Annotated in this window: 26 protein-coding genes; 20 read left to right on the top strand and 6 right to left on the bottom strand. The window is 72.7% G+C overall.

Going from position 1 to position 26,894, the window contains the following annotated elements:
• Positions 1-18: 18 nt before the first annotated feature.
• Positions 19-1,830: a glycoside hydrolase family 15 protein gene (locus tag ACFY0D_RS37300; protein ID WP_390802346.1), complete on the bottom strand. Its 1,812-nt coding sequence runs from the start codon at positions 1,828-1,830 to the stop codon at positions 19-21.
• A 464-nt stretch (positions 1,831-2,294) separates the two neighbouring features.
• On the opposite strand from ACFY0D_RS37300, the gene ACFY0D_RS37295 reads away from it, so the two are divergent.
• The 14 genes from ACFY0D_RS37295 to ACFY0D_RS37230 all read left to right on the top strand — a co-directional run bounded on the left by ACFY0D_RS37295 (position 2,295) and on the right by ACFY0D_RS37230 (position 17,930).
• Positions 2,295-3,947: a CTP synthase gene (locus tag ACFY0D_RS37295; RefSeq protein WP_390802328.1), complete on the top strand. Its 1,653-nt coding sequence runs from the start codon at positions 2,295-2,297 to the stop codon at positions 3,945-3,947.
• Between the two features lie 83 nt (positions 3,948-4,030).
• Positions 4,031-4,666, top strand: coding sequence for an NUDIX domain-containing protein (locus tag ACFY0D_RS37290; RefSeq protein ID WP_390802345.1), 636 nt, complete (start codon positions 4,031-4,033; stop codon positions 4,664-4,666).
• 210 nt (positions 4,667-4,876) lie between these two features.
• The gene (locus ACFY0D_RS37285; protein ID WP_390802327.1) at positions 4,877-6,865 is read left to right on the top strand and encodes a tetratricopeptide repeat protein; all 1,989 of its coding nucleotides are present in this window, start codon (positions 4,877-4,879) and stop codon (positions 6,863-6,865) included.
• A gap of 152 nt (positions 6,866-7,017) precedes the next feature.
• Entirely contained in the window at positions 7,018-8,133 is a 1,116-nt protein-coding gene (gene ald, locus ACFY0D_RS37280) for an alanine dehydrogenase (RefSeq protein ID WP_390802326.1), read from the top strand.
• A gap of 368 nt (positions 8,134-8,501) precedes the next feature.
• Positions 8,502-9,620 carry a ParA family protein gene (locus tag ACFY0D_RS37275; RefSeq protein WP_351160871.1) on the top strand — a complete coding sequence of 373 codons (1,119 nt, stop codon included), beginning with the start codon at positions 8,502-8,504 and terminating at the stop codon, positions 9,618-9,620.
• On the top strand, positions 9,605-10,126 hold the full coding sequence (locus tag ACFY0D_RS37270) for a hypothetical protein (protein ID WP_390802325.1): 522 nt from the start codon (positions 9,605-9,607) through the stop codon (positions 10,124-10,126). The genes ACFY0D_RS37275 and ACFY0D_RS37270 overlap by 16 nt, the downstream gene beginning before the upstream one ends.
• 338 nt (positions 10,127-10,464) lie before the next feature.
• Positions 10,465-11,535 carry a segregation/condensation protein A gene (locus ACFY0D_RS37265; RefSeq protein WP_390802324.1) on the top strand — a complete coding sequence of 357 codons (1,071 nt, stop codon included), beginning with the start codon at positions 10,465-10,467 and terminating at the stop codon, positions 11,533-11,535.
• Positions 11,536-11,543: 8 nt separating this feature from the next.
• A complete protein-coding gene (gene scpB, locus ACFY0D_RS37260) occupies positions 11,544-12,167 on the top strand; it encodes an SMC-Scp complex subunit ScpB (protein ID WP_376165076.1) in 624 nt (207 codons plus the stop codon).
• Positions 12,167-13,606, top strand: coding sequence for a pseudouridine synthase (locus ACFY0D_RS37255; protein WP_390802323.1), 1,440 nt, complete (start codon positions 12,167-12,169; stop codon positions 13,604-13,606). Before scpB ends, ACFY0D_RS37255 begins: the two co-directional genes overlap by 1 nt.
• 145 nt (positions 13,607-13,751) lie before the next feature.
• Positions 13,752-14,360, top strand: coding sequence for a nicotinamide riboside transporter PnuC (gene pnuC / locus ACFY0D_RS37250; protein WP_390802322.1), 609 nt, complete (start codon positions 13,752-13,754; stop codon positions 14,358-14,360).
• On the top strand, positions 14,357-15,436 hold the full coding sequence (locus ACFY0D_RS37245) for an AAA family ATPase (protein ID WP_390802321.1): 1,080 nt from the start codon (positions 14,357-14,359) through the stop codon (positions 15,434-15,436). Before pnuC ends, ACFY0D_RS37245 begins: the two co-directional genes overlap by 4 nt.
• On the top strand, positions 15,433-16,161 hold the full coding sequence (locus ACFY0D_RS37240; RefSeq protein WP_390802320.1) for an NUDIX domain-containing protein: 729 nt from the start codon (positions 15,433-15,435) through the stop codon (positions 16,159-16,161). The genes ACFY0D_RS37245 and ACFY0D_RS37240 overlap by 4 nt, the downstream gene beginning before the upstream one ends.
• Complete coding sequence (locus ACFY0D_RS37235) at positions 16,158-17,168, top strand: ADP-ribosylglycohydrolase family protein (protein ID WP_390802319.1); 1,011 nt, start codon at positions 16,158-16,160, stop codon at positions 17,166-17,168. The genes ACFY0D_RS37240 and ACFY0D_RS37235 overlap by 4 nt, the downstream gene beginning before the upstream one ends.
• Before the next feature lie 3 nt (positions 17,169-17,171).
• On the top strand, positions 17,172-17,930 hold the full coding sequence (locus ACFY0D_RS37230; RefSeq protein WP_390802318.1) for a DNA polymerase beta superfamily protein: 759 nt from the start codon (positions 17,172-17,174) through the stop codon (positions 17,928-17,930).
• Here ACFY0D_RS37230 and ACFY0D_RS37225 read toward each other — a convergent pair.
• From ACFY0D_RS37225 to ACFY0D_RS37215, 3 genes are all read right to left on the bottom strand, one after another.
• Positions 17,919-18,599 carry a DNA polymerase beta superfamily protein gene (locus tag ACFY0D_RS37225; RefSeq protein ID WP_390802317.1) on the bottom strand — a complete coding sequence of 227 codons (681 nt, stop codon included), beginning with the start codon at positions 18,597-18,599 and terminating at the stop codon, positions 17,919-17,921. The two genes, ACFY0D_RS37230 and ACFY0D_RS37225, sit on opposite strands and share 12 nt — an antisense overlap.
• A 28-nt stretch (positions 18,600-18,627) precedes the next feature.
• Positions 18,628-19,104, bottom strand: a complete 477-nt coding sequence (locus ACFY0D_RS37220) for a Rieske (2Fe-2S) protein (protein ID WP_390802316.1) — start codon at positions 19,102-19,104, stop codon at positions 18,628-18,630.
• Between the two features lie 81 nt (positions 19,105-19,185).
• Entirely contained in the window at positions 19,186-19,527 is a 342-nt protein-coding gene (locus tag ACFY0D_RS37215) for a DUF952 domain-containing protein (protein ID WP_301372060.1), read from the bottom strand.
• A gap of 137 nt (positions 19,528-19,664) precedes the next feature.
• On the opposite strand from ACFY0D_RS37215, the gene ACFY0D_RS37210 reads away from it, so the two are divergent.
• The 5 genes from ACFY0D_RS37210 (at position 19,665) to der (ending at position 24,381) form a co-directional block, all read left to right on the top strand.
• Positions 19,665-20,126 (top strand): YidB family protein, encoded by a 462-nt coding sequence (locus ACFY0D_RS37210; RefSeq protein ID WP_390802315.1) that lies wholly within the window; start codon positions 19,665-19,667, stop codon positions 20,124-20,126.
• Between the two features lie 132 nt (positions 20,127-20,258).
• Positions 20,259-21,347: a prephenate dehydrogenase gene (locus ACFY0D_RS37205; protein ID WP_390802314.1), complete on the top strand. Its 1,089-nt coding sequence runs from the start codon at positions 20,259-20,261 to the stop codon at positions 21,345-21,347.
• A gap of 142 nt (positions 21,348-21,489) precedes the next feature.
• Positions 21,490-22,197, top strand: coding sequence for a (d)CMP kinase (gene cmk, locus ACFY0D_RS37200; protein ID WP_390802313.1), 708 nt, complete (start codon positions 21,490-21,492; stop codon positions 22,195-22,197).
• Between the two features lie 56 nt (positions 22,198-22,253).
• Entirely contained in the window at positions 22,254-22,841 is a 588-nt protein-coding gene (locus ACFY0D_RS37195) for a lysophospholipid acyltransferase family protein (protein ID WP_373041677.1), read from the top strand.
• Positions 22,842-22,917: 76 nt separating this feature from the next.
• The gene (gene der / locus ACFY0D_RS37190) at positions 22,918-24,381 is read left to right on the top strand and encodes a ribosome biogenesis GTPase Der (RefSeq protein WP_390802312.1); all 1,464 of its coding nucleotides are present in this window, start codon (positions 22,918-22,920) and stop codon (positions 24,379-24,381) included.
• Positions 24,382-24,414: 33 nt separating this feature from the next.
• Here der and ACFY0D_RS37185 read toward each other — a convergent pair whose 3' ends face one another.
• The gene (locus ACFY0D_RS37185; RefSeq protein ID WP_390802311.1) at positions 24,415-24,777 is read right to left on the bottom strand and encodes a hypothetical protein; all 363 of its coding nucleotides are present in this window, start codon (positions 24,775-24,777) and stop codon (positions 24,415-24,417) included.
• A 209-nt stretch (positions 24,778-24,986) separates the two neighbouring features.
• Positions 24,987-25,796, bottom strand: a complete 810-nt coding sequence (locus tag ACFY0D_RS37180; protein WP_390802310.1) for a hypothetical protein — start codon at positions 25,794-25,796, stop codon at positions 24,987-24,989.
• 296 nt (positions 25,797-26,092) lie between these two features.
• On the opposite strand from ACFY0D_RS37180, the gene ACFY0D_RS37175 reads away from it, so the two are divergent.
• Positions 26,093-26,797 (top strand): transglycosylase family protein, encoded by a 705-nt coding sequence (locus ACFY0D_RS37175; RefSeq protein ID WP_390802309.1) that lies wholly within the window; start codon positions 26,093-26,095, stop codon positions 26,795-26,797.
• Positions 26,798-26,894: the final 97 nt, after the last annotated feature.

Below are 26,894 nucleotides of genomic sequence, written 5' to 3'. Positions count from 1 at the left end.
CGGGCCGGCCCTTTCGACCTAGCCTCCGTACGCCCCGCTGGCCGTCAGCCGCAGGGCCGTGTCGATCAGCGGAACGTGGCTGAAGGCCTGCGGGAAGTTCCCCACCTGCCGCTGGAGCCGCGGGTCCCACTCCTCCGCGAGCAGACCCAGGTCGTTGCGGAGCGACAGCAGCCGCTCGAACAGCCGCCGCGCCTCGTCCACCCGGCCGATCATCGCGAGGTCGTCGGCCATCCAGAACGAGCAGGCCAGGAAGGCCCCCTCGTCGCCCTCCAGGCCGTCCACACCGGCCTCCTCGCCCGCCGTCGGGTAGCGCAGGATGAAACCGTCGGGCGTGGACAGCTCGCGCTGGATCGCCTCGATGGTGCCGATGACCCGCTTGTCGTCCGGCGGCAGGAAGCCCATCTGCGGAATGAGCAGCAGGGAGGCGTCCAGCTCCTTCGACCCGTACGACTGGGTGAAGGTGTTGCGCTCCTTGTCGTAGCCCTTCTCGCACACGTCCTGGTGGATCTCGTCGCGCAGCTCGCGCCACCGCTCCAGCGGGCCGTCCGCGTCCCCGCTCTCGATCAGCTTGATCGTGCGGTCCACGGCCACCCAGGCCATCACCTTCGAGTGCACGAAGTGGCGGCGCGGGCCGCGCACCTCCCAGATGCCCTCGTCCGGCTGGTCCCAGTGGGTCTCCAGGTAGCGGATCAGTTTGAGCTGGAGCAGCGAGGCGTAGTCGCTGCGGGCGAGCCCGGTCATGTGGCCCAGGTGCAGGGCCTCGGTGACCTCGCCGTACACGTCGAGCTGCAGCTGGCCGGCGGCGCCGTTGCCGACCCGGACCGGGGTGGAGCCCTCGTAGCCCGGGAGCCAGTCGAGCTCGGTCTCGCCGAGCTCCCGCTCGCCCGCGATCCCGTACATGATCTGCAGGTTCTCCGGGTCGCCGGCGACGGCGCGCAGCAGCCACTCGCGCCAGGCGCGGGCCTCCTCGCGGTATCCGGTGCGCAGCAGCGAGGAGAGGGTGATGGCCGCGTCCCGCAGCCAGGTGTAGCGGTAGTCCCAGTTCCGGACCCCGCCGATCTCCTCGGGGAGGGAGGTGGTGGGCGCGGCGACGATCCCGCCCGTGGGGCCGTACGTGAGGGCCTTGAGGGTGATCAGCGAGCGGATCACGGCCTCCCGGTAGGGCCCGTGGTACGTGCACTGCTCGACCCACTCGCGCCAGAACTCGGCGGTCGACTCCAGGGCCGCCTCGGCGTCGGGGGTCTCGGGCGCGTCGCGGTGCGAGGCCTGCCAGCTGATGCTGAAGGCCTTCCGGTCGCCGGGGCCGACGGTGAAGTCGGAGTACGTCGTCAGGTCCTTGCCGTAGGTCTGCGCGTCGGCGTCCAGCCAGACGGAGTCGGGGCCGGCCACGGCCACGGTGCGCCCGTCGACCTTGTGCACCCACGGCACGACCCGCCCGTAGCTGAAACGCATCCGCAGGGCCGAGCGCATCGGCACGCGCCCGCTGATGCCCTCCACGATGCGGATCAGCTGCGGCGCGTGATCCTCGCGGGGCGGCATGAAGTCGATCACGCGGACCTTGCCGCGCGGGGTGTCCCACTCCGACTCCAGCACCAGCGAATCGCCGCGGTAGCGGCGGCGGGTCGCACGCGGGGCCTCGGTACCCGCCGGGAACGACGGGCCGATCCGCCAGAACCCGTGATCCTCGGTGCCGAGAATGCTCGCGAACACGGCGTGCGAGTCGAAGCGTGGCAGGCAGAGCCAGTCCACCGCCCCGTCCCGACAGACCAGTGCCGCGGTCTGCATGTCCCCGATCAGTGCGTAATCCTCGATGCGCCCGGACACGTGCATCTCCAGTCGAACGGCCACGTCCGCCCCGAAGGGCGCTTGCATTGCGCGGTTGCGCGGTCTCCTGTGTGCAGGGATCTCCGCGTGAGCCCATGATTCCGTATATCGGCTCGGTTAGGCCGTCTGACGGACTGCCCGGCGGTGATGTGTGCAATATCCGAGCAGGATATGACGGCACCCTAGTGATCTACGTGAGCCTGTGGAGAATGCGGCTGGGCCGAACGGGTGAGCAGCGGCGATGCCGCCCCGGCGCACTTCGGCGCTCCCGGACCGAGCGTGCGCGCCGCGTGCCCGGAGGCGGACCGCTCCGGGCGCTGATAGGCTGGTACCCCGTGGACCGGTGGTCTGCCTGTGCGAATCAGGAGCCCCGAAACCGCAGCTTCGGCGCCCCCCGAGACCCTTCCGGATCGAGGGTGGCCGGCGCCGGACGCACCTCACCTCGCGACCACGGGAGCCCCCTCTTGGCGATGCCGCCCAAATCCATGACGACCAAGCACATCTTCGTCACCGGGGGTGTCGCTTCCTCCCTCGGCAAGGGCCTGACGGCCTCCAGCCTGGGTGCGCTGCTGAAGGCGCGCGGTCTGCGGGTCACGATGCAGAAGCTCGACCCGTACCTGAACGTCGACCCCGGCACGATGAACCCGTTCCAGCACGGCGAGGTGTTCGTCACCAACGACGGCGCCGAGACCGACCTGGACATCGGCCACTACGAGCGCTTCCTCGACGTCGACCTCGACGGCTCGGCCAACGTCACCACCGGCCAGGTCTACAACACGGTCATCGCCAAGGAGCGCCGCGGCGAGTACCTCGGTGACACCGTGCAGGTCATCCCGCACATCACCAACGAGATCAAGCACCGCATCCGCCGCATGGCGACCGAGGACGTCGACGTCGTCATCACCGAGGTCGGCGGCACCGTCGGCGACATCGAGTCGCTGCCGTTCCTGGAGACCGTCCGCCAGGTGCGCCACGAGGTCGGCCGCGACAACGTCTTCGTCGTGCACATCTCGCTGCTCCCCTACATCGGCCCCTCCGGTGAGCTCAAGACCAAGCCGACCCAGCACTCGGTCGCGGCCCTGCGCAACATCGGCATCCAGCCCGACGCCATCGTGCTGCGCGCCGACCGTGAAGTCCCCACCTCCATCAAGCGCAAGATCTCGCTGATGTGCGACGTGGACGAGGCGGCCGTGGTCGCGGCGATCGACGCCAAGTCGATCTACGACATCCCGAAGGTCCTGCACACCGAGGGCCTGGACGCGTACGTCGTGCGCAAGCTCGACCTGCCGTTCCGCGATGTCGACTGGACGGTGTGGGAGGACCTGCTCGACCGGGTCCACAACCCCGACCACGAGGTCAAGGTCGCGCTCGTCGGCAAGTACATCGACCTGCCCGACGCCTACCTGTCGGTGACCGAGGCGCTGCGCGCCGGCGGTTTCGCCAACAAGGCCCGGGTCCAGATCAAGTGGGTCACCTCCGACGACTGCAAGACCCCGGCCGGTGCCGCGGCGGTGCTCGGCGACGTGGACGCGATCTGCGTGCCCGGCGGCTTCGGCGACCGCGGCGTCAACGGCAAGGTCGGCGCGATCACCTACGCCCGCGAGAACAAGATCCCGCTGCTCGGCCTGTGCCTGGGCCTGCAGTGCGTGGTCATCGAGGCCGCGCGCAACCTCGCGGGCATCGAGGACGCCAACTCCACCGAGTTCGACGCCTCCACCCCGCACCCGGTCATCTCGACCATGGAGGAGCAGCTGGCCTTCGTCGAGGGCGCGGGCGACCTGGGCGGAACGATGCGCCTGGGCATGTACCCGGCCAAGCTCGCCGAGGGCTCCATCGTCCGTGAGGTCTACGGCGACGAGGCCTACGTGGACGAGCGCCACCGGCACCGCTACGAGGTCAACAACTCCTACCGCGGCGAGCTGGAGAAGAAGGCGGGCCTCGTCTTCTCCGGCACCTCCCCGGACAACAAGCTCGTCGAGTACGTCGAGTACCCGCGCGAGGTGCACCCCTACCTGGTGGCCACCCAGGCCCACCCGGAGCTGCGCTCGCGCCCGACGCGCCCGCACCCGCTCTTCGCCGGCCTGGTGAAGGCGGCCGTGGAGCGGCAGCAGTCCGCGAAGTGAGAGCCTGACCGCATAACGTAGGCAGCCGGGGCACGGACCGTGTCCCGGCTGTCGCGTTCTCGGGGAAGGTATCGGCCATGGCCATGGGCAACGACATCGTGGACACACCGGAGTCGTGGGCGGTCGTCGCCTCACGTACCCCGTTCGAGGGCGCGAAGACGGCCGTTAAGTCGGACCAGGTGCGGATGCCCGACAGCTCGGTGGTCCGCCGCGACTACCAGGTGCACCCGGGCTCGGTGTGCGTCCTCGCCCTCGACGAGGAGCAGCGGGTGCTGGTCCTCAAGCAGTTCCGCCACCCGGTGCGGCACCGGCTGTGGGAGCTCCCGGCCGGACTGCTGGACGTACCCGGCGAGAACCCGCTGCACGCGGCCCAGCGGGAGCTGTACGAGGAGGCGCACGCCAAGGCGGGCGAGTGGCGGGTGCTGGCCGACTTCTTCACCTCGCCCGGCGGATCCGACGAGGCCGTCCGGATCTTCCTCGCGCGGGATCTGGCGGAGGCCGAGGGGGAGCGGTACGAGGTCTCCGAGGAGGAGGCGGACATGGAGATCGCCCGGGTCCCGCTCGCGGACCTGGTCCGCGGGGTGCTGGCGGGCGAGCTGCACAACCCGGGGCTGGTGACCGGGGTACTGGCCCTCACGGCGGCCCTCGCCTCCGAGGGCGGCATCGACGCCCTGCGCCCGGCCCTGGCCCCCTGGCCGGCCCGCCCCTACGAGGCTTAGGGGGCCTCCTGGCGATCCCGCCGGGCTCGTCGGCACGACACCACCCAGGGCGCGTCCGCGGGGTGCCGGCCGGGCGCGCCGCGCGAGCTGCGCGTGAAAAATAGGCCCATCTGCTGATCCGATTGGGGGATTTGCCCGCCGCGCTCCACCCGGGTCGTCGCTCTGCGTGAACTACGCTCGCAATCCGGTGGCAGGGAGAGGAGCGGATCCGTGGCGGATTTCGTCGGGCGGCGGCGTGAGCTCAAGGAGCTGCGCGAGGACATCGCGCGGACCGGGCTCGACACCCTCTCCGGCCGCAAGGCCAAGGCGCCCCGGGCCCGGGTGCTGCTCGTCGCCGGGCGGCCCGGCTCCGGGCGCACGGCCCTCGCCGAGGCCTTCGTGCGCGAGGTCGCCGAGGAGTACCCCGACGGAGTCGTCCGCACCCGGCTCACCGCCCCCGGCGGGGAGACCGTGGCCACCGAGCGGGCCGTCCGGAGCCTGTTGGAGGGACTGGGGCGGCCCACCCCGCCCGGGGCCGGTGAGGACGAGCTGAGCTCCGCCCTGCGCACCGCCCTCGAAGGCCGCCGGGTCATCATCCTGGTCGACGACGCCGCCGACCCCGAGCAGGTGGACGCCCTGCTGCCGGACACCCCCGAGTGCCTCGTCGTGGTCACCGCCGAGGGGCCGCTCACCGGGATCCCCGACGTCCGGCCCTGCACCCTCGGCGGGCTCGACACCCCCTCCGCCGTGGAACTGCTCGCGCAGCGCATCGGCGACACCCGCGTCACCGCCGACCCCCGGGCCGCCGAGGCCCTCGCCGAGGAGTGCGGGGGCCAGCCCGCCGCGCTCGTCCTCGTCGGCGGGTGGCTCGCCGCCCACCCCAAGGCCTCCGTCGCCGACGTGGCCAAGCAGCTCCACGACATGCCCGCCACCACCGGCGGCCCGCTCGCCCGCGGCTTCCGGCTGGTCTACGAGTCTCTGCCGCAGCCCGCCCAGCGGACCCTGCGGCTGCTGCCGCTCGCCCCGGCCGGCATCGTCGACTCGCACACCGCCTCCGCCCTCGCCGGCTGCTCCGTGGCCGCCGCCCAGTCCACCCTGGACGACTTCGCCGGGCTGGGCCTCGTCCGCCCCTCCCGCGACGGCCTCTTCCTGCTGCCCGGCTGTCTCGCGCCGCTGCTCCAGGCCCTCCTGGAGGCCAAGGAACGCCCCGCCGAGGTCCAGCTGGCCCGGGCCCGCATGCTGGAGCGCACCGTACGGCTGCTGCACTCCTGCCGGGCCATGGCCGAGGCCGAGGAGCCCGGGGTGGACGCCGCCGTCGACGACGGCCTCCGCGAGCTGCTGGACGGCCTGCCGCGCGCCCTGCGGTTCCCCGACCGGCGGGCCGCCGCCACCTGGCTGGACACCCGGCTGCCCGCGCTCACCGCGGCCGCCTCCCTGGCCGTGGCCGACGGGGAGCTGGACACCCTGGCCCGCCGGCTGGTCGCGGCCCTCGTGCGGGCGCTGGCGGACCACCGGGGCACGGCCGGGGCCGCCCCCGAGCTGTACGGGCTGCACCGCCTGGTCCTGGACGTGGCCGAGCGGCGCAATCTGCGCCGGGAGCAGGCCGCCGCGCTGCTGAACCTGGCCGACCTGGACGCCGAGACCGGCCGGACCCAGGAGGCCCTGGAGCGCTACCGGGCCGCGCTGGACGCCGGACGGGCCGCGAACGACCCGTACGCGACGGGCCGCGCGATGGAATCCGTAGGCGGCGCCTACCAGGAGCTGGCGGACTGGCACCGGGCCTCCGACTGGTTCGGCCGGGCGCTCTCCCAGGCCCTCGCGCGGGGCGAGCGCGCGGACGAGGCCCGGCTGTACGGGCGGCTCGGGAACGTCCACACCTACGCGGGGCGGTACGGGGACGCGCTGCGCAGCTGGCGGGCGGCCGCCGCGGGCTACCGGAAGCTGGCCGATGTCCCCGGTCAGGCCAAGGCGTTGAGTGAGATGGCGCGGGTCCAGGAGTACGCCGGCCGGCCCGAGGAATCGCTGCACACCTGCCGCGAGGCGGTGGAGCTGGCACGCAGGGCGGGCGACCAGCGACTTCAGGCCGCACTGCAGGTCCGGCTGGCCGACACGCTGGACAGGCTGGGGGACCCCGCGGCTGCCAGGCTGCACCGCTCCGCAGCCGACAGATTGCTGGGAGATGACCCCGCAGCCTGCGAAATCCGTAGTGCTTCCGACTGAGATTATTGGTTTGCAAGGCTAGACAGCGACTCATCCTTCATTAGACTGGGTTCACCGCGGCTTCCCGTGGTGCATCCCGTTGCGCGTTCTTGTGGGCGGGTATGTATGGAAGTGCCCCGTAATATCCCCTGAGCCAAGGACCGTGATCGACGATGAAGGTCGGCATCCCCCGCGAGGTCAAGAACAACGAGTTCCGGGTCGCCATCACGCCCGCCGGCGTGCATGAGCTGGTCCGAGGCGGCCACCAGGTCTTCATCGAGCAGAACGCCGGTGTGGGCTCCTCGATCACGGACGCCGAGTACGTCTCGGCCGGCGCCGAGATCCTCGGTACCGCCGACGAGGTCTGGGCCACCGCCGACCTTCTGCTCAAGGTCAAGGAGCCCATCGCGGAGGAGTACCACCGCCTCCGCAAGGACCAGACGCTCTTCACCTACCTGCACCTCGCGGCCTCCCGCGAGTGCACGGACGCCCTGCTGGAGTCCGGCACCACCGCCATCGCCTACGAGACGGTCGAGCTCGCCAACCGCGCGCTTCCGCTGCTCGCCCCGATGTCCGAGGTCGCGGGCCGCCTGGCCCCGCAGGTCGGCGCCTACCACCTGATGCGCTCGGCCGGCGGCCGTGGCGTCCTCCCCGGCGGTGTCCCCGGCACCCACGCCGGCGAGTGCGTCGTCATCGGCGGCGGCGTCTCCGGCTGGAACGCCGCGCAGATCGCCATCGGCATGGGCTTCCACGTGACCCTGCTCGACCGCGACATCAACAAGCTCCGCGAGGCCGACAAGATCTTCGGCACGAAGATCAAGACGATCGTCTCCAACGCCTTCGAGCTGGAGAAGGCCGTCGTCGAGGCCGACCTCGTCATCGGCGCGGTGCTGATCCCGGGTGCGAAGGCCCCGAAGCTGGTCACCAACGAGCTCGTCGCCAAGATGAAGCCCGGAAGTGTCCTTGTCGACATTGCGATCGACCAGGGCGGCTGCTTCGAGGACTCCCGTCCGACCACTCACGCCGAGCCGACCTTCATGGTCCACAACTCGGTCTTCTACTGCGTCGCCAACATGCCGGGCGCGGTTCCGAACACCTCCACCTACGCGCTGACGAACGCGACGCTGCCCTACATCGTGCAGCTCGCCAACCTCGGCTGGGTCGAGGCGCTGCGTCGTGACGCCGCGCTCGCGCTGGGCCTCAACACCCATGACGGCCAGGTCGTTTACGGTCCCGTCGCCGAGGCCCACGGCCTTGAGACCCTTGAGCTGAGCACGCTGCTCGGCTGACACGTCAACGACTGACGTCAATCTCACGTATCCGGCCGGACCTTGCCCGCAAGGTCCGGCCGGGCGCGTTTGCGGGGTGCCCCGGGACCCCGTTCAACTCGCCTCGAACGTAACCCTTTAACCCTTTCGCACACCCGCGAAACTTCGCAGCGACAGCTCGTGCGCCCTTGACAGAGTGGTGTTCGGTTGCCGACACATCGTGCCGGGTCCGGCGGATTGTGTTGCCGCTGGGCGGTGACACGCCATAGAGTCGCCAACCGTCGGCATGGTGCCACGCTGACCTATCGATAAGTGTCCTGGTCACGTCCGAGGAGGTAAGACGACTTGTGAATGAGTCGACATTTGCTCCTGGGGGTGGTCGAGCAGGGATGCCTGAGCGGGGCCAGGGCCCTACCGGGCTCGAAGCCGTCGGCTCCGTCGCAGTACGCACCTTCGCAAACCACCAGCACATGACGACGCCCCAAAAGAGCATGGACGGCCTAGACGTGAACTCCAGGGCCGGCGACCTGAGCGGCGAAAAGCCCGTGGGTTTCGCCGACTACGAAAATGTGCCCGAGGGGCACTTCTACGACCCCGACGCGGAGTACGAACCGGACCCCGAGTACGCGGCCACTCTCGCCCCCGACGCTGCCCGTCAGCGCCGTGAGCGGATCGGCCCGACCGGACGCCCGCTTCCGTACTTCCCCATCCCGGGTCCGCTGACCGACCACGGTCCGGCGAAGATCATCGCGATGTGCAACCAGAAGGGCGGCGTGGGCAAGACCACGTCGACCATCAACCTGGGTGCCGCGCTCGCCGAGTACGGGCGCCGCGTGCTGCTCGTCGACTTCGACCCGCAGGGCGCGCTGTCCGTGGGTCTCGGCGTGAACCCGATGGAACTCGACCTGACGGTCTACAACCTGCTCATGGAGCGGGGCATGTCGGCCGACGAGGTGCTGCTCAAGACGGCGGTCCCCAACATGGACCTGCTGCCGAGCAACATCGACCTGTCCGCTGCCGAGGTGCAGTTGGTCAGTGAGGTCGCGCGCGAGTCCACCCTGCAGCGGGCCCTGAAGCCCCTGATGGCCGACTACGACTACATCGTGATCGACTGTCAGCCCTCGCTCGGTCTGCTGACCGTCAACGCCCTGACGGCGGCTCACAAGGTCATCGTCCCGCTGGAGTGCGAGTTCTTCGCGCTGCGCGGCGTGGCGCTGCTGACCGAGACCATCGAGAAGGTGCAGGAGCGGCTCAACCCCGAGCTGGAGCTCGACGGCATCCTCGCCACGATGTACGACTCCCGTACGGTGCACAGCCGTGAGGTGCTGGCGCGCGTCGTCGAGGCCTTCGACGACCACGTCTACCACACGGTCATCGGCCGCACGGTGCGCTTCCCGGAGACCACGGTCGCCGGTGAGCCGATCACGACGTACGCGTCCAACTCCGTCGGCGCCGCCGCCTACCGCCAGCTGGCCAGGGAGGTGCTCGCCCGGTGTCCCGCCGAGTGAGTCTGCCCGGAGCCGACGAACTGTTCCGTACGACCGGTGGGATGGCGCTCCAGTCGTCCTCACCGCGGCGCGGGGCCGAGGAGGCGCCCGCCGCGGAACACTCGGCCACTTCGGCCGAGGGCACGGCGGGCGAGGGCCGCGGCCGGGAGACCACGGACTCCGGCGGGCCCGTCGTGGGGCAGCCCAGGCGGCCGCAGGAAGGTTCTGCCGGACCGGCCGGCGCCGTGGGGTCCGCCCCGGCCGGCGCGGGCCGCCGGGGCAAGGGGCAGGGCCGGGGCGCGAACCGGCGCCCCAGCGGCCGCGAGCGCCACGACGAGAAGATCACGGTCTACGTCTCCGCCGAGGAGCTCATGGACCTGGAACACGCGCGGCTGGTGCTGCGCGGGGAGCACGGACTGGCGGTGGACCGGGGCCGCATCGTCCGCGAGGCGGTCGCGGTCGTCCTCGCCGATCTGGAATCCCGCGGCGACGCGAGCATCCTCGTACGGCGCCTGCGCGGCCGCTGACCGCCCTGCGGGCCCGCTCTCCCGATGCCCCCGCCCGTCCGGGCCGCCGGCGCGTCGCCGCCCGGCCCGCGGCGCGCGCTCCCGGAGCCGGGACCCGGCGGCCGTCCGCCCGATGGCCGGGCCTCCGGGCGATCTGCGGCCCCGTCCCCCGGAACTTCGCCCCGGCGCGGGGAGCCGCCCCCACGGGGCTCCGTACAGGCGGGGGAGCGCCGGTCCGGCGGTGGGCGCCGTGCCGGGCGGTGGTCCACCGGGGAGCGCGGGGGAGCCCGTAGGCTGCTGGTGGCCGCGGCCACGGCGCCCGGCCCTCCACGCCGCCCCCATGCACCTTCTGGACCGCGATGCCCTTCCCCGCCGAATCCGGCCGACCGACCCGGCGCGTCCTGGGGCGCGGCCCCGGCGCCCCCGACGCGGCCCGGCAACCGGACGCGCGTGAGGGGGGAGCGGGCCCCGAAGCCCCTGAGGCGCCCGCTGTGCGCCCCGCGCCGACGGCGGGCGGTACCCAGCCGGAACGTTCCCCCGGGCCCGCAGACGGGCAGCAGCAGCCTCCTGAGTCCTGCCCGGCCCCCGACGCCGGGGCGGCCGTACGCCCGGACACCGCGCCTCCCGCGGGCGGCGACGGGCGGTTCACCCTGCGCCTCGCCAACTTCGAGGGCCCCTTCGACCTGCTGCTCCAGCTGATCTCGCGGCACAAGCTCGACGTCACCGAGGTCGCGCTGTCCAAGGTCACCGACGAGTTCATGGCGCACATCCGGGCCATGGGGCCCGACTGGGACCTCGACCAGACCACCGAGTTCCTCGTCGTCGCCGCCACCCTCCTCGATCTGAAGGCCGCCCGGCTGCTGCCGGTCGCCGAGGTCGAGGACGAGGCGGACCTGGCCCTGCTGGAGGCCCGGGACCTGCTCTTCGCGCGCCTGCTCCAGTACCGGGCGTACAAGCAGATCGCCGAGATCTTCGAGCGGCGCGCGGAGGCCGAGGGCAGGCGGTACCCGCGGACGGTCGGGCTGGAGCCGCACCACGCGGACCTGCTGCCCGAGGTCGTCATCAGCATCGGCCCGGAGGGGTTCGCCCGGCTCGCCGTGAAGGCCATGCAGCCCAAGGCCAAGCCCCAGGTGTACGTGGACCACATCCACGCCCCCCTGGTCAGCGTGCGCGAGCAGGCCGGGCTCGTGGTGCGGATGCTGAAGGCGCGCGGCGAGGCCACCTTCCAGGAGCTCACCGAGGACGCCGGGGACACCCTCACCGTCGTCGCGCGCTTCCTGGCCCTGCTGGAGCTCTACCGGGAGAAGGCGGTCGTCCTCGACCAGGAGGAGGCCCTGCAGACCCTCACCGTGCGCTGGAGCGGCGGGGACGGCGACGGCATGCCGACCGTGACCGACGAGTTCGACCAGATCGTGGAGGCGAAGGATTGAACGGCGACGTGAGCGCGGTGGCCGCGCTGGAGCTGAAGCCGGCCCTGGAGGCCGTGCTCATGGTCGTGGACGAGCCGGCCACCGAGGCGCACCTGGCCAAGGTGCTGGAGCGCACCCCGCGCGAGGTCGGGCAGGCGCTGCGGGAGCTCGCCGACGAGTACACGGCCGCCCGCCGGGGCTTCGAGCTGCGGCTGGTCGCCGGCGGCTGGCGGTTCTACACCCGGGCCGCGTACGCGCCGGCCGTGGAGGGCTTCGTACTGGACGGCCAGCAGGCCCGGCTCACCCAGGCGGCCCTGGAGACCCTGGCGGTCGTCGCGTACCGCCAGCCGGTGAGCCGGTCGCGGGTCTCGGCGGTCCGCGGGGTCAACTGCGACGGGGTCATGCGGACCCTCCTCCAGCGGGGTCTGGTGGAGGAGGCGGGGACGGAACCCGAAACAGGTGCGATCCTGTACAGGACGACGAACCACTTTTTGGAGCGGATGGGCCTGCGCGGTCTTGACGAGCTCCCGGAGCTCGCGCCCTTCCTCCCCGAGGCGGAGGCGATCGAAGCCGAGACGCAGGAAGGTGTTCCGTCGTTCGATCCGGACGCACCGGACACAGATGCAGACGACGACAAGACGACGGAACTTTGATGCGAAGCAGCGGCAACGGCAACGGTGGCGGCAACAGGAACAGCGGCGGCGGCGGTGGCGGCGGGCGCGGTAACGCCCGCGGCGGCTCCTCCAGCGGCGGCGGTGGCTACCGCGGGAGCGGCTCCGGCGGTGGCAGCGGCTCCGGCGGCTCCCGCGGCGGCAGCTCCGGCGGCGGCTACCGGGGTGGCAGCTCCGGCGGCTCCGGCAGCTCCGGCGGCGGTGCCCGCGGCGGCAGCTCCGGCGGCGGCTCCCGTGGAGGCAGCTCCGGCGGCTCCCGCGGCGGCTACCAGGGCGGTGGCTACCAGGGCGGCGGCTCCCGCGGCGGCAGCTCGGGCGGCGGCTACCAGGGCGGTGGCGGCTACCAGGGCGGCGGCTCCGACTCGCGCGACCGCGACCAGCCGGCCCCCCGCATCCGCAACCCGCGTCCCGAGGAGCGCCGCTACGACGTAGGCCCCGAGGGCGAGCGCAGCGGACGCAGCGGCCCCAAGGCGGGCGGCGGCGGTGCCCGCGGCGCCGCGGCGCGCGGTGGCGCCAAGGGCGGTCCCCGGACCTCCAAGACCCCCGGCATCGGCGGCGCCGGCGGCCCGCGCAGCGGCCCCGGCAGCCGTAGCGGCCAGTCCCGCCCGCGCGAGCTGGACGCGCGGATCGAGGAGCGCGTGCGCGACCGGTACGCCGACAAGCCCGTGGTCAAGACCCCGAAGACCTTCCCGGGTGCCGAGGAGGAGGGTGAGCGTCTGCAGAAGGTGCTCGCCCGCGCCGGCATGGGTTCGCGCCGCGCCTGCGAGGAGCTCATCGAGCAGGCCCGCGTCGAGGTCAATGGCGAGATCGTGCTGGAGCAGGGCAAGCGCGTCCTGCCGAAGGACGAGATCAAGGTGGACGGCCTGACCGTCGCCACCCAGTCGTACCTGTTCTTCGCGCTGAACAAGCCCGCCGGTGTCGTCTCCACCATGGAGGACCCGGACGGCCGTCAGTGCCTCGGCGACTACGTCACCAACCGTGAGACCCGTCTCTTCCACGTCGGCCGGCTCGACACCGAGACCGAGGGCATCATCCTGCTCACCAACCACGGTGAGCTGGCCCACCGCCTCACGCACCCGAAGTACGGCGTGAAGAAGACGTACGTGGCGGCCATCACCGGCCCGCTGCCGCGCGAGATCGGCAAGCGGCTCAAGGACGGCATCGAGCTGGAGGACGGCTACGCCCGCGCCGACCACTTCCGCGTCGTCGACCAGGTCGGCAAGAACTACCTGGTCGAGGTCACCCTCCACGAGGGCCGCAAGCACATCGTCCGCCGCATGATGGCGGAGGCCGGCTTCCCGGTCGAGAAGCTCGTCCGGACCTCCTTCGGTCCGATCGAGCTGGGCGACCAGAAGTCGGGCTGGCTGCGCCGCCTGACCAACACCGAGGTCGGCATGCTGATGCGCGAGGTCGGTCTCTAGGACGCAGGCCGGCCGCCGCGCAGGCGGCCGGTCCGATCGCAGAAAACCCGCGGTGCCCCACGGCGCCGCGGGTTTTCTGCTTGTCGGGGACCCCCATCACTGTTTATAGTCAGTCTGACCATTAAACAGTCCGAGGGGGGTCGTCATGAGCTGGACCATGAGCTGGACCGAGGTGCTGGGCTTCGCCACCGGCGCCCTGTGCGTCTGGCTGGTCGCCCGGCAGCACGTGGCCAACTGGCCGATCGGGATCGCCAACAACGTCTTCTTCATCGTGCTCTTCGCCCAGGCCGGCCTCTACGCCGACGCCGGGCTCCAGATCGTCTTCATCGCCCTCGCCGCCTACGGCTGGTGGTCCTGGACCCACGGGGGTGGACCAGGATCCGCCGAGGCCCTGCCGGTGCGCCGCACCACGCGCACCGAATGGGCCGCGCTCGCCGCGGCGGGGGCGGTGGGGGTGCTCGCGCTCACCCTGCTGCTGAGCCGGGCCACCGACTCCACCGTCCCCTTCTGGGACGCGCTGACCACCGGGCTCTCGCTCGTCGCCACGTACGGGCAGTGCCGCAAGCTCGTGGAGTCCTGGTGGCTGTGGATCGCCGCCGACCTCGTCTACATCCCGCTCTACGCGCACAAGGGGCTCTACCTGACCTCCGCGCTCTACGTGGGCTTCCTCGCCCTGTGCGTGGTCGGACTCCTCGGCTGGCGGCGCACCCTGCCGGCGCGCGGCGCCCGTACGGCGGCGGAGGCGACGGCATGAGACGCCACGGCCACGGCCTGGTCCTCGGCAAGTTCTACCCGCCGCACGCCGGGCACCACCACCTCGTACGCACCGCCCAGGACCAGTGCGAGCGACTGACCGTGCTGGTGTGCGCGGCCTCCGTCGAGTCGGTCCCGCTCGCCGACCGGGTCGCCTGGATGCGCGAGGCGCACCCCGGGGCCGACGTCGTCGGCGCGGTGGACGACATACCGGTCGACCTGCACGACCCGGAGATCTGGGAGGCGCACATGGCCGTCTTCCGCGGCGCCGTCCCCGGGCGGGTGGACGCCGTGTTCACCTCCGAGGAGTACGGCGGCGAGCTCGCCCGGCGCTTCGGCGCCGAGGAGGTCCTGGTGGACCGGGAACGGACGCTGTTCCCGGTGTCCGGTACGGCGGTACGCAAGGACCCGGCCGGCTCCTGGGAGTTCCTCGGGCCGGCCGTCCGCGCCGCCCTGACCCGGCGGGTCGTCGTCCTCGGCGCGGAGTCCACCGGGACCACCACGCTCTCGCGGGCCCTGGCGGACCACTACCGGCGGCGCGGCGGCGTCTGGGCCAAGACGGGCTGGGTCGCCGAGTACGGGCGCCGGTACAGCGAGGAGAAGCTGGCGGCGGCCCGCGCCGCCGACCCGGCGGCCTCCTGGGCGGACGTGTCCTTCACCTCGCAGGAGTTCCCGGTCATCGCACGCCGCCAGGACGCGGACGAGGAGCACGCGGCCCGGCTCGGCTCCCCGGTGCTGTTCTGCGACACCGACTCCTTCGCGACCGCCATCTGGCACGAGCGGTACATGGGCGGCCGGAACACGGAGGTCGAGCGGATCGCCGACCTCACCCGGCGCGACCTGTACCTGCTCACCGACCACGCCGACGTGCCCTTCGAGGACGACGGACTGCGGGACGGGCCACAGCTGCGGCCCTGGATGACCGAGCGGTTCCGGGCGGAACTGGAGCGCACCGGGAGGCGTTTCCTCGTCGTACGCGGGGACCGGGCGGCCCGGCTGGAGGCAGCCGTCCGGGCCGTGGACGGACTGCTCGCCGAGGGCTGGCACTTCACCGACCCCCTTCCGGAGAACCGATGACCGCCGGCTATGACCCGTACGCCTTCGAGCCGTTCGCGGTGACCGTCGACCTGGCCGTCTTCACCGTGCGCGGCGGCGCCCTGCACGTCCTGCTGATCCGGCGCGGCCAGGAACCGTACGCCGGGGCCTGGGCGCTGCCCGGCGGGTTCGTCCTGCCGCGGGAGTCCGCCGAGACCGCCGCCCGGCGCGAACTGGCCGAGGAGACCGGCCTGCCGGACCGGCTCGTGGCCGCGCTCCACCTGGAGCAGCTGCGCACCTACAGCGAACCCGACCGCGACCCCCGGATGCGGGTGGTCTCGGTGGCCTTCACCGCCCTCGTCCCCGACCTGCCGGAGCCGGCGGCCGAGGGCGGCGGGGACGCGGCGCACGCCCGCTGGACCGCACTGGACGAGGTCTCGGAACTCGCCTTCGACCACGCGGTGATCCTGGCGGACGCACGCGAGCGGATCGGCTCCAAGCTGGAGTACACCTGCCTGGCCACCGGCTTCTGCCCGCCCGAGTTCACCCTCGGCGAGCTGCAGTCCGTCTACGAGACCGTCTGGAACACCACCCTCGACCGCCCCAACTTCCGCCGCAAGGTCCTGGCGACGCCGGGATTCGTCGAGGCCGTACCGGGCGCCGCCCGGCTGACCGGCGGCCGCGGCAAACCGGCCGCCCTCTACCGGCCCGGTCCCGCGACCACCCTCCACCCTCCCCTGCTGCGACCGGAAGGAACCACCCGATGACCAAGCGAGCCGCGACGGGCGCCCTGATCGGCCTGGCCCTGGGCGATGCCCTCGGCTTCCCGACCGAATTCAACGACGTGCCCTCGATCCTGGCCAAGACGGGCCCCTGGCGCGAGATGCGCCTGCCGCGCCCGGCGTTCGTCACGGACGACACCCAGATGACCCTCGCCCTGGCCCGCGGCATGCGCACGGCGGCCGAGCGCGGCCCGGTGGGCCCGCTGCGCCTGACCCGGCCGGTCCGCGAGGAGTTCGTCGACTGGTACCACTCCCCGGAGAACAACCGCGCCCCGGGCCGCACCTGCATGACGGCCTGCCGGCTGCTCGACACCCCGGACCGGGACTGGCGCGACGCCAGCCAGATCGGCTCCAAGGGCTGCGGCGCCAACATGCGGGTGGTCCCGGTCGGGCTGGTGCCGGACTGGACCGAGGAGGAGCGGGCCGGCGCCGCACAGCTCCAGTCGGCCCTCACCCACGGACACCCGACGGCGCTCGCTGCCTCCGACCTGACCGCACGGGCGGTGTACCTGCTGGCCGAGGGCACCGAGGTGACCGGGCTCGTCGGACGGCTGCGCTCCTACGCCCTGGAGAACCGGACCCGCTACCACGAGCGCTGGCTGGGCGACCTGTGGATGCGGACCGCGTCCGACGCCTCCCCGGAGTCCTTCATCGCACGGGGCTGGGACGAGTGCCTGGCGGTCCTCGACCGGCTCGCGGCCGCCCTGCGCTCCCCCTCCCCGGAGACCGACCCGTGCCTGACCACGGGAGACGGCTGGATAGCCGAGGAAGCCCTCGCCACCGCCCTGCACTGCTTCCTGCTCTTCCCCGACGAGCCGCTGACCGCGCTGCGCCGGGCCGCCTGCACACGCGGCGACTCCGACTCCCTCGCCTGCCTCGCGGGCGCCTTCGCCGGAGCCCACCTCGGCGCGGACGCATGGCCCCGCGAATGGGAGGGCCGCATCGAGTACCGGGACGAACTCCTGGCCTTCGGCACCCTCTGGGACGCTTGATCCATGCTGGACGCACTGAGTATCGACCTGACCCCCGTCGTGGCGGAGCAGCCCGACCCGCTGCTCTTCGCCACGGTCTCCGGCGCGCACCTGTACGGCTTCCCGTCCCGGGACTCCGACATCGACCTGCGCGGCGCCCACCTGCTCCCGGCGCGGGACCTGCTGGGCCTGCGCGATCCGCAGGAGACCCGGACCCGCATGTGGGACCGGGACGACGTGGAGATGGACCTCGTCACGCACGACCTGCGCAAGTTCGTCCGCCTGATGCTGAACCGCAACGGCTACGTACTGGAGCAGCTGCTCTCCCCGCTCGTGGTCCACACGACGGCGGCGCACGAGGAACTGATCGCGCTGGCCCCCGGCGTGCTGACCTCCCACCACGCCCACCACTACCGGGGATTCGCGGGCACCCAGTGGCGGCTCTTCGAGAAGGCCGCCGCACTCAAACCGCTGCTCTACGCGTTCCGGGCGCTGCTCACCGGCATCCACCTCATGCGGTCGGCCGAGGTGCAGGCGCACCTGCCGACCCTGCTGGCCGAGGTGCCGGAGGCGCCCCCGTACCTCGCCGCCCTCATCGAGGCCAAGGTGGCCGCCGAGCACGGGGGCTACGAGGGACCGCCCGTCGGCGGCGTGCGCGAGGACTTCGAGGCGCTGCACGCCGTGCTGGACGCGGCGCAGGCCGCGTCCGCGCTGCCCGAGCAGGCGACGGCGTACGACGCGCTCGACGAGTTCGTCGTACGGCGGCGCACGCTACGCGGCTGACGCGCGGCGGGTGCGGACCAGGAAGTCCTGCACCCGGGCGTGGTCCGGCTCCGCGGGCAGCACGGTGGAGGCCAGGGCGCTCTCCGTCTCCTCCTGGAGGCGGGCCATCCAGGCGTCGACCTCCTCCCAGCCGAGCTCGCCGCGGCGGACCGCGAGCAGGCGGTCGCGGTGCGGGCCGGCGTCGATGGTCAGCCGGCCGGTGCGCAGGAGGTCACGGCAGGACAGCAGCAGGCGCAGCAGGTGCATGGCGTGCTTCCAGCGCGGGGCGCCGTGGATGCGGACGTCCGCGAGGAGTTTGCCGCGCTGGGAGGCCGCGTACCGGCTGAAGCTGGTGTGGGCCCGGCGGGAGAGGAAGGCCCCGCGGAGGGAGAGCAACTCCTCGCCGACCGGGGTGACCTCTTCCACCAGGGGGGAGTGCAGGCACTCCAGGATGTTCGGGTTGGCCCGCAGGGCGAGTTCGCAGAAGCGCTCCAGCTCCCAGGAGAACTCCTCGTCCCGCGGGCCCTCCACATGCGTGGGGGGCTTCTCGAACCGCCAGAACAGCGGCGTCGGGGCGAGGTAGACACCGCGCAGGTCGGTGTCGCTCGCCTCCGTCGCCAGTCCGAACGCCCGGGAGCCCATCACGCACCGGTAGACCGTGTGGTCCCGTACCAGCGTCAGATCGTCCATCAAGGGAGCGTAGGCGCCTGACCTGCCGCTATGCGAGCGAGATATTGCCGTCCGCCGCGACCTTGATCTTCTTCTCCGCCAGCCCCTTGGTGGCCGGACCCTTGGTCACCGCGCCGTCGGCGATCGCGAACTTGCTGTTGTGGCAGGGGCAGTCGATGCTGCCGTCCTCCACCTTGTTGACCAGGCAGCCCTGGTGGGGGCAGACCGCCGTGAAGCACTTGAAGGTGCCGGCCTTGGGCTGGGTGACCACGACCTTCTCCTCCTTGAAGACCTTGCCGCCGCCCACCGGCACGTCCGCCTTCTTGGTGAGGGCCTTGCCGGCCGCGCCCGCGTCCGACGGGGTGGCGGGGGCCGGGGCGGCGGGCTGGACGGCAGCGTCGTTCGGTTCCCCCGGGGAGGCCTTCTCGCCGCTTCCAGCGCCGCAGGCGGTGATCGCGCCGCCTGCCAGGGTGGCCGCGCCGATCGTCAGTACCGTGCGCCGGGCGGTGTGCGTGAGGTCGCTCATGAGTCTCTCCTCGCTTCGTGGCCGGATGGCGTGCAGCATCCTGGCCTGCGGCGGGCCTCAGGTGAAGCCTGCCGCGCCGGTTCATCGGCCCGGTTCCCATGGGGCCAGTGAGGCAGGGCTGCCGGGTGTGCGTACGACCTCCCACACGTGGATCACGGCTTCCCGGTTCAGCGGACCGTGAACATGTGGATATCGGCCACCGGAATCACTCTCCCGGCGGACCTCGGCGGTCAGCACGCCCTCGTCGAGCTCCACCGCGAGCAGGATCCCGGGTACCGACCGGTAGTGCGCGTCGACGATCGCGAGCGCCGTGGGGCGGTCCGCGGAACAGTGGACGAACCCCTCGGCCTCCAGCGAGGGCGGGGCGTACGGGAGCTCGGGCGCGGCGGCCCAGTCGGCGAGCGGGACGATGTGGAAGATCATGCGGATCGTTCTACCTCAGGGGGCGTGTACGTGTGCGCCAGGTGGCGGCATGGTCCGCAATGGGTGACATTGTCCGTGTCTCGAAGCCGGGTGTGCCGCTGTCCGCGCGGCCCGGTCCCTCTGCGAAAGGCATGACGATGGCGGGTAACGACCTCGGCTCCCTGCTCGGCGGCCTCCTGGGTGGCAGCGGCGGCCAGGGCGCGAGCTCCGGCGGCGGCAACATCCTCGGTGCGCTGCTCGGCGCCCTCATGGGCGGGGCCGGCGGTTCCCAGGCCGGTGGTTCGCAGGCCGGCGGTTCCCAGGCCGGTGGGAGCAACCCGCTCGGCGGGCTGCTGGACATGCTGACCAAATCCGGCCTCGCCGACCAGGCCCAGTCCTGGATCGGCACCGGCGACAACCAGGCGGTCAGCGGCGCCCAGATCGCCGAGGCGGTGCCCGACGAGGCCCTGCAGAAGGCGGCCGCGCAGGCCGGCGTCAGCCCGCAGGAGGCCGCCGACCAGATCGCGCAGGCGCTGCCGGCGGCCGTCGACAAGCTGAGCCCGGAAGGACAGCTTCCGACCGGGTCGCTGGAGGACATCATCCGCGCGCAGAAGTTCTGACCGCCCGACAGCGCCGCACGAGGGCCCGGCCGCCGTCCCACGGGATGGGCGGTCGGGCCCTCGTGCCGCGGGTGCTGGATACCCTGGCCGGACAGCCCGTCAGCTCGCCTTTTCGTCCCCTGGGAGTGCCTCGTGAGAACCGCCGTCGTCATCGGAACCGGACTGATCGGCACCTCCGCGGCGCTCGCCCTGTCCGCCCGGGGGATCACCGTTCACCTCGCCGACCACGACCCGGACCGGGCCCGTACGGCGGCGGCCCTCGGAGCCGGCACCGACGAGGCCCCGCAGGGCCAGGTCGACCTCGCGATCGTCGCCGTACCGCCGGCCCACGTGGCCGCGACCCTGGCCGACCTGATCGGGCGCGGGGTCGCGCGCGCCTACGTGGACGTGGCCAGCGTCAAGGGCGGACCGCGGCGGGAGCTGGCGGCGCTCGGCGTGGACGTCACCGCGTACATCGGGACGCACCCGATGGCCGGCAAGGAGCAGTCGGGGCCGCTCGCCGCCACCGCGGACCTCTTCGAGGGCCGGCCGTGGGTGCTGACCCCCTCCCGGGACACCGACCACGAGGTGCTCAACCTCGCGCTGGAGCTGGTGGCCCTGTCCCGGGCCGTACCGGTGGTGATGGACGCCGACGCCCACGACCGCGCGGTGGCGCTCGTCTCGCACACCCCGCAGCTGGTCTCCAGCATGGTCGCGGCCCGGCTGGAGGAGGCCGACGAGACGGCGGTCCGGCTGTGCGGGCAGGGCATCCGCGACGTGACCCGGATCGCGGCCTCCGATCCGCGGATGTGGGTGGAGATCCTCTCGGCCAACCCGGGACCGGTGGCCGACGTCCTCGCCGGGATCGCCGCCGACCTGGAGGAGACCGTGGAGGCACTGCGGGGCCTGCAGTCCGCCGACGTGGAGAAGCGGCGCGGCGGCGCCGCCGGCATCGAGGACGTGCTGCGCCGCGGGAACGCGGGCCGGGTCCGGGTGCCGGGCAAGCACGGTGCGGCGCCCACGGTCTACGAGACGGTGGCCGTGCTCATCAGCGACCAGCCCGGTGAGCTGGCGCGGATCTTCGCCGACGCAGGGCGGGCCGGGGTCAACATCGAGGACGTACGGATCGAGCACGCGACGGGCCAGCAGGCCGGCCTCGTCCAGCTCATGGTGGAGCCGCGGGCGGCGGCCGGCCTGACCGCCGAGCTGCGCGAGCGGGGCTGGGCGCTGCGACAGCAGTAGCGGAGCGGCAGGGCGGCTTCCGGGGGCCGGCCGGCCCCCGGAACGCACGGCGGGGACGGGGGCCGTCCGGGGCCGGTAACCTTGGGGAGGGGCGCTTTGCCGCGCCCGGACACGTACGCGCAACCAGGAAGGTGCCCGCACCGTGGAAACCGCAGCTCCGTCCGCCGTGATCGTCGCCATCGACGGTCCCTCCGGCACGGGCAAGTCCAGCACCTCCAAGTCCGTGGCCGCCAAGCTCGGGCTGCGCTACCTGGACACCGGCGCCCAGTACCGGGCCATCACCTGGTGGATGATCACCAACGGCGTCGACACCGACGACCCGCAGGCCATCGCGATCGCCGCCGGCAAGCCCACCATCGTGTCCGGCACCGACCCGGCCGCCCCCACCATCACCGTGGACGGCCTCGACGCCGCCGGTCCCATCCGGACCCAGGAGGTCACCTCCAAGGTCAGCGCCGTCAGCGCCGTCCCCGAGGTGCGCACCCTGATCACCGACCTGCAGCGCTCCATCGCCGCCGAGGCGGCCCAGGAGGCCGACGGGATCGTCGTCGAGGGCCGGGACATCGGCACCACCGTCCTGCCCGACGCCGACCTCAAGATCTTCCTGACCGCTTCCGCCGAGGCGCGCGCCGCCCGGCGCAGCGGCGAGCTCCGCGGCAAGGAGGCCGCCGACCTCGCGGCCACCAAGGAGGCGCTGATCAAGCGCGACGCGGCCGACTCCGGCCGCAAGACCTCCCCGCTGGCCAAGGCCGACGACGCCGTCGAGGTGGACACCACCGAACTCACGCTCGACCAGGTGATCGAGTGCGTCGTGACGCTGGTGGAAGAGAAGCGGGCGGGCCGCAAGTGAGCCAAGCGCCCTCCCTCAAGGGTGCGGCGGTCGGCAGGCGCATCGGAATCGGGCTCATGTACGGGCTCTGGAAGCCGCGCGTACTGGGGGCCTGGAAGGTGCCCGCCTCGGGCCCCGTCATCCTCGCCGTGAACCACTCGCACAACATCGACGGCCCCATGGTCATGGGCACCGCGCCCAGGCCGCTGCACTTCCTGATCAAGAAGGAAGCGTACGTGGGCCCGCTCGGCCCCTTCCTCGAAGGGATCGGGCAGGTCAAGGTCGACCGCGGCGGCCCCGACCGGACGGCGATAGGCCGCGCCCTCGGCGTGCTCGACAATGGAGGGGCCCTGGGGATATTTCCCGAGGGCACCCGGGGCGAGGGCGACTTCGCCTCGCTGCGCGCGGGCCTCGCGTACTTCGCGGTCCGCAGCGGCGCACCCATCGTCCCCGTGGCCGTCCTGGGCAGCGGGGACACCCCGGGCCGGGTCGTCAAGGGCCTGCCGGCCCTCAAGAGCCGGGTCGACGTCGTCTTCGGCTCGGCCTTCGACGCGGGTGACGGCAGTGGCCGCCGTACCCGTACCGCGCTGGACGAGGCCACCGTACGCATCCAGGACCGGCTGACCGCCCACCTGGCCGACGCCAAGCGCCTCACCGGGCGCTGAGCGAGACTTGAAACCAGTAGTGGAACCGCGCTGCGCGGGTACCACCGATCACCACGAACGACGAGGAACGGACTTCATGAACGACCAGCACGACCACGGAGCACTTGGCGATGCCGAGTACGCGGAGTTCATGGAGCTCGCCGCGGAAGAGGGCTTCGACATCGAAGACGTCGAAGGCGCGATCGAGGAGGCCGGTCACGGCCCGCTTCCCGTCCTCGCCGTCGTCGGCCGCCCGAATGTCGGCAAGTCGACCCTGGTGAACCGGATCATCGGCCGCCGCGAGGCGGTCGTCGAGGACAAGCCCGGCGTCACCCGCGACCGCGTCACGTACGAGGCCGAATGGGCCGGCCGCCGCTTCAAGGTCGTCGACACCGGCGGCTGGGAGCAGGATGTCCTCGGCATCGACGCCTCCGTCGCCGCCCAGGCCGAGTACGCCATCGAGGCCGCCGACGCGGTCGTCTTCGTCGTCGACTCCAAGGTCGGCGCCACCGACACCGACGAGGCCGTCGTACGGCTGCTCCGCAAGGCGGGCAAGCCCGTCGTGCTGTGCGCCAACAAGGTCGACGGCCAGAGCGGCGAGGCCGACGCGGCCTCCCTGTGGTCGCTCGGCCTCGGCATGCCGCACCCGGTCTCCTCGCTGCACGGCCGCGGCACCGGCGACATGCTCGACGCCGTCCTGGAGGCCCTGCCCGAGGCCCCCGCGCAGACCTTCGGCGGCGCCGCCCTCGGCGGCCCGCGCCGCATCGCCCTGATCGGCCGCCCGAACGTCGGCAAGTCCTCGCTCCTGAACAAGGTGGCGAAGGAGGACCGCGTCGTCGTCAACGAGCTGGCCGGCACCACCCGCGACCCGGTCGACGAGCTGATCGAACTCGGTGGCATCACCTGGAAGTTCGTCGACACCGCCGGTATCCGCAAGAAGGTCCACCTGCAGCAGGGCGCCGACTACTACGCCTCCCTGCGCACGGCCGCCGCCGTCGAGAAGGCGGAGGTCGCGGTGATCCTGATCGACACCACCGAGACCATCAGCGTCCAGGACCAGCGCATCATCACGATGGCCGTCGAGGCGGGCCGCGCCATCGTCATCGCGTACAACAAGTGGGACGAGCTCGACGAGGAGCGCCGCTACTACCTCGAGCGCGAGATCGAGACCGAGATGCAGCAGGTCGCCTGGGCGCCCCGGGTGAACGTCTCGGCGCTCACCGGCCGCCACATGGAGAAGCTGGTCCCGGCGATCGAGACGGCGCTGGCGGGCTGGGAGACGCGCGTCCCCACCGGCCGGCTGAACGCCTTCCTCGGTGAGGTCGTCGCCGCCCACCCGCACCCGATCCGTGGCGGCAAGCAGCCCCGCATCCTGTTCGGTACCCAGGCGGGCAGCAAGCCGCCGCGGTTCGTCCTCTTCGCCTCCGGCTTCCTGGAGCACGGCTACCGGCGCTTCATCGAGCGCCGCCTGCGCGAGGAGTTCGGCTTCGACGGCACCCCGATCCACATCTCGGTGCGGGTGCGCGAGAAGCGCGGCGCCCAGTACAAGAAGAAGAAGTAGGACCGGGCGGGGACTCCGGCGGACTCAGCGGGGTCAGTAGCCCCGGCGCGGAGCGGGCGGCAGGGCCGCCGGGATGTGCGTCATCCCGGTCTGGTGCTGCCGCCCGTCGGCGTATCCGGGGCTGCCCGCGTACGAGTACGCCGGCAGCGGCTGCGGGGTGTACGAGGGCTGCCAGCCGTCGACGCGCTGCCACGCGGAACCGCTCCAACCGCTGCCGTACGAGCTGCCGCTCGTGTACGAGCCCCCGTATGAGAAGGACGTGAACCCGTGGTCCTCCTCGCCCGTACGGTCGCCCGGCAGCGCCCGGAAGGCGCGCAGGTACTCCGAGTACAGCGTGTCGTAGATCGGGGTGTGCGAGACGGCCGGAGGGGTGTCCCGGTCCCGTGCGGGACGCATCGCGGGGACGGTGCTCGGATAGGACGGGGCGCGGGAGGAGTCGTATGAATGCACGTACCAGCCAACGAAACCGGCGCGCTGCGGATGCGGGGTGACAGGGGACGAAACGCAGATCGCCGGGGGTGTGCGGGACGGACCGCACACCCCCGGCGCACGCCGCCCGGCCCCCTCGGCGGGGGGCTGGGCGGCCGTTCTCCTGCCGGCTGGGATCAGGCGCCGGGCGTACCCGCCAGCGGCATCGCGGCGGCAACGAGCTTGCCCGCGGCGGCGGCCTTGTCCAGCGCGTCGCGCAGCAGGTCCTCACGGGGCTGCTGGCCGATGGAGCCGACCGGGGCGGCGTAGATGAGCACGCGCTGGGTCTTGTTGACGGCGGCCCGCCAGCCGTCGGTGACCGACAGCGCCTGGTGCGCCTGCCACCAGGCGACCTGGCCGCCGCCGTCGTTGCCCGGCTGCAGCACGGCGTGCAGCTGGCCCGCGGCGAGCAGGACCGACCAGCCGCCGAGGACGGTGGGGACCTCGGCGGTGTCGGTGACCGGGATGAAGCCCTGCTCGATCAGGAGCGGCAGGAAGTCGTCGCCGGGGCCGTCGCTGCCGGGGCGGGCGATGGGCGCGGTCGGCTCGACGACCAGGGCGGGGTGCAGTTCCCCGGCGATCAGGATCAGGCCGCTGGTGATGCCGAGGACGGCCTGGCCGCCGGGCACGTTCTGCGGGGCGGCACCGGGGCAGCCGGCGGCCGCCGGGCTGTCACCGGTGATGCTGCGGACGGCGCCCTGGAGCTGCTCCTCGGAGACCGAGACCACCTGCGAGGGGATGCAGGTGGCGTGGGCGAAGGCGAGGACGGCGGTCTCCTCGCCGACGAACAGCACCGTGCTGGTGCGGTCGTTCTCGGGGTCGCCCGGGGTACGGCAGGAGGTGCAGTCGTAACTGCGCGGCGCGTCTTCGCCGACGAGCAGCCTGTCGGCTTCTTCGTCACCGATCTCGGCACGTACCTCATCACTGACGTCGAGCATGCGCGGCACGGGGTGGCTCCTCGGCATAGGTGCGGGTCCGGGAGGCTCCCGGCTCGCCGGGCTCAACGGCCGAGCGGCGGCCGGGGTCACGCCATTTGAGGGAACGGATTCGAACCTGGCCCCCGGAAGGGTGAACCGTGCGACCGGCGCTTCCCTTTCGTGCCAACTGTTTTCTGCTTGTGCTCAGTTGATGCCCGGGTGTGGTCGTTTTGGGTGGTGGTGACGGTCGGCCGACCGGGTGGGGTGCGGTGACCTGCCGCGTGGCGGGCCGAAGGGGGCCGCAGGTGGCTGCGTAGCGTGACCCGATGCCCAACCACCGGACCTGTCGGGCCGTATCCGGCGGCGCCGTCGTGCTCGCCGCCGTGCTGGCGCTCGTACTTCCCTGCGCGGCCGCAGCCGCGGCCGTGGCTCCGCCGCCACCGGCGCCCGGGCCGGCCGGGGCGGCGCACCCCGGCTCGCCCGGTGTGATCGGGGACGGGCCGGGGGACTGCGGACCGGGCGGGGAATGGCCCTGGGACTGCGTGGCCGACTGCGAGAGCGGCGGGCGGTGGGCGGTGAACACCGGTAACGGCTTCTACGGGGGGCTGCAGTTCTGGCAGCCGACGTGGGAGGAGTTCGGCGGGCCGGCGTTCGCGGAACGGGCCGACCTGGCCAGCCGCGTGCAGCAGATCCGGGTCGCGGAGGACGTCCTCGGCTCGCAGGGCTGGAACGCGTGGCCGGTGTGCTCCAAGCGGTACGGGCTGGCCGGACGGATGCACGCGGTGCGGGACGGCGACACGCTGGTGTCGGTCGCCCACAAGCACCGGGTCCGGGGCGGGTGGCGGGCCCTGTACGAGGCGAACCGGGAGCGGATCGGGCCGAAGCCGGAGGCCCTCACGGTGGGCATGCTGCTGGCCCTCCCGACCCCGGAGCCCGCCGCCCCGCCGCAGGTCCCGGCCGGGCCGGCGCCCTCGCCGGTGCCGGGGCCGGTCACCGCTCCGGCCGCTCCGCCGGCGGCCCCGCGCCCCTGACCGGGGCGGCCCGGGCCGTCCGGGCGGCCCGGCCGGCCGCGCGTTGCGCGATGCCGTGCGGGCGCTGACCCTGGAAACGACGAGCCGTACGGCTCGC

Origin of the sequence: Streptomyces sp. NPDC001502 (assembly GCF_042894785.1) — a bacterium.
Taxonomy (GTDB): domain Bacteria; phylum Actinomycetota; class Actinomycetes; order Streptomycetales; family Streptomycetaceae; genus Streptomyces; species Streptomyces kutzneri.
The sequence above is the reverse complement of the archived record's forward strand: the minus strand, read 5'-3'. Positions and strand labels throughout refer to the sequence as shown.

Excerpts from the sequence above, each read along its gene's own strand:
- ACFY0D_RS37300 (WP_390802346.1), bottom strand. The coding sequence starts at position 1,830 with ATGCACGTGTCCGGGCGCATCGAGGATTACGCACTGATCGGGGACATG.
- ACFY0D_RS37295 (WP_390802328.1), top strand. The coding sequence starts at position 2,295 with ATGCCGCCCAAATCCATGACGACCAAGCACATCTTCGTCACCGGGGGT.
- ACFY0D_RS37290 (WP_390802345.1), top strand. The coding sequence starts at position 4,031 with ATGGGCAACGACATCGTGGACACACCGGAGTCGTGGGCGGTCGTCGCC.
- ald (WP_390802326.1), top strand. The coding sequence starts at position 7,018 with ATGAAGGTCGGCATCCCCCGCGAGGTCAAGAACAACGAGTTCCGGGTC.
- ACFY0D_RS37275 (WP_351160871.1), top strand. The coding sequence starts at position 8,502 with ATGCCTGAGCGGGGCCAGGGCCCTACCGGGCTCGAAGCCGTCGGCTCC.
- ACFY0D_RS37265 (WP_390802324.1), top strand. The coding sequence starts at position 10,465 with ATGCCCTTCCCCGCCGAATCCGGCCGACCGACCCGGCGCGTCCTGGGG.
- ACFY0D_RS37255 (WP_390802323.1), top strand. The coding sequence starts at position 12,167 with ATGCGAAGCAGCGGCAACGGCAACGGTGGCGGCAACAGGAACAGCGGC.
- pnuC (WP_390802322.1), top strand. The coding sequence starts at position 13,752 with ATGAGCTGGACCATGAGCTGGACCGAGGTGCTGGGCTTCGCCACCGGC.
- ACFY0D_RS37245 (WP_390802321.1), top strand. The coding sequence starts at position 14,357 with ATGAGACGCCACGGCCACGGCCTGGTCCTCGGCAAGTTCTACCCGCCG.
- ACFY0D_RS37240 (WP_390802320.1), top strand. The coding sequence starts at position 15,433 with ATGACCGCCGGCTATGACCCGTACGCCTTCGAGCCGTTCGCGGTGACC.
- ACFY0D_RS37235 (WP_390802319.1), top strand. The coding sequence starts at position 16,158 with ATGACCAAGCGAGCCGCGACGGGCGCCCTGATCGGCCTGGCCCTGGGC.
- ACFY0D_RS37230 (WP_390802318.1), top strand. The coding sequence starts at position 17,172 with ATGCTGGACGCACTGAGTATCGACCTGACCCCCGTCGTGGCGGAGCAG.
- ACFY0D_RS37225 (WP_390802317.1), bottom strand. The coding sequence starts at position 18,599 with ATGGACGATCTGACGCTGGTACGGGACCACACGGTCTACCGGTGCGTG.
- ACFY0D_RS37220 (WP_390802316.1), bottom strand. The coding sequence starts at position 19,104 with ATGAGCGACCTCACGCACACCGCCCGGCGCACGGTACTGACGATCGGC.
- ACFY0D_RS37215 (WP_301372060.1), bottom strand. The coding sequence starts at position 19,527 with ATGATCTTCCACATCGTCCCGCTCGCCGACTGGGCCGCCGCGCCCGAG.
- ACFY0D_RS37210 (WP_390802315.1), top strand. The coding sequence starts at position 19,665 with ATGGCGGGTAACGACCTCGGCTCCCTGCTCGGCGGCCTCCTGGGTGGC.
- ACFY0D_RS37195 (WP_373041677.1), top strand. The coding sequence starts at position 22,254 with ATGTACGGGCTCTGGAAGCCGCGCGTACTGGGGGCCTGGAAGGTGCCC.
- der (WP_390802312.1), top strand. The coding sequence starts at position 22,918 with ATGAACGACCAGCACGACCACGGAGCACTTGGCGATGCCGAGTACGCG.
- ACFY0D_RS37185 (WP_390802311.1), bottom strand. The coding sequence starts at position 24,777 with ATGCGTCCCGCACGGGACCGGGACACCCCTCCGGCCGTCTCGCACACC.
- ACFY0D_RS37175 (WP_390802309.1), top strand. The coding sequence starts at position 26,093 with ATGCCCAACCACCGGACCTGTCGGGCCGTATCCGGCGGCGCCGTCGTG.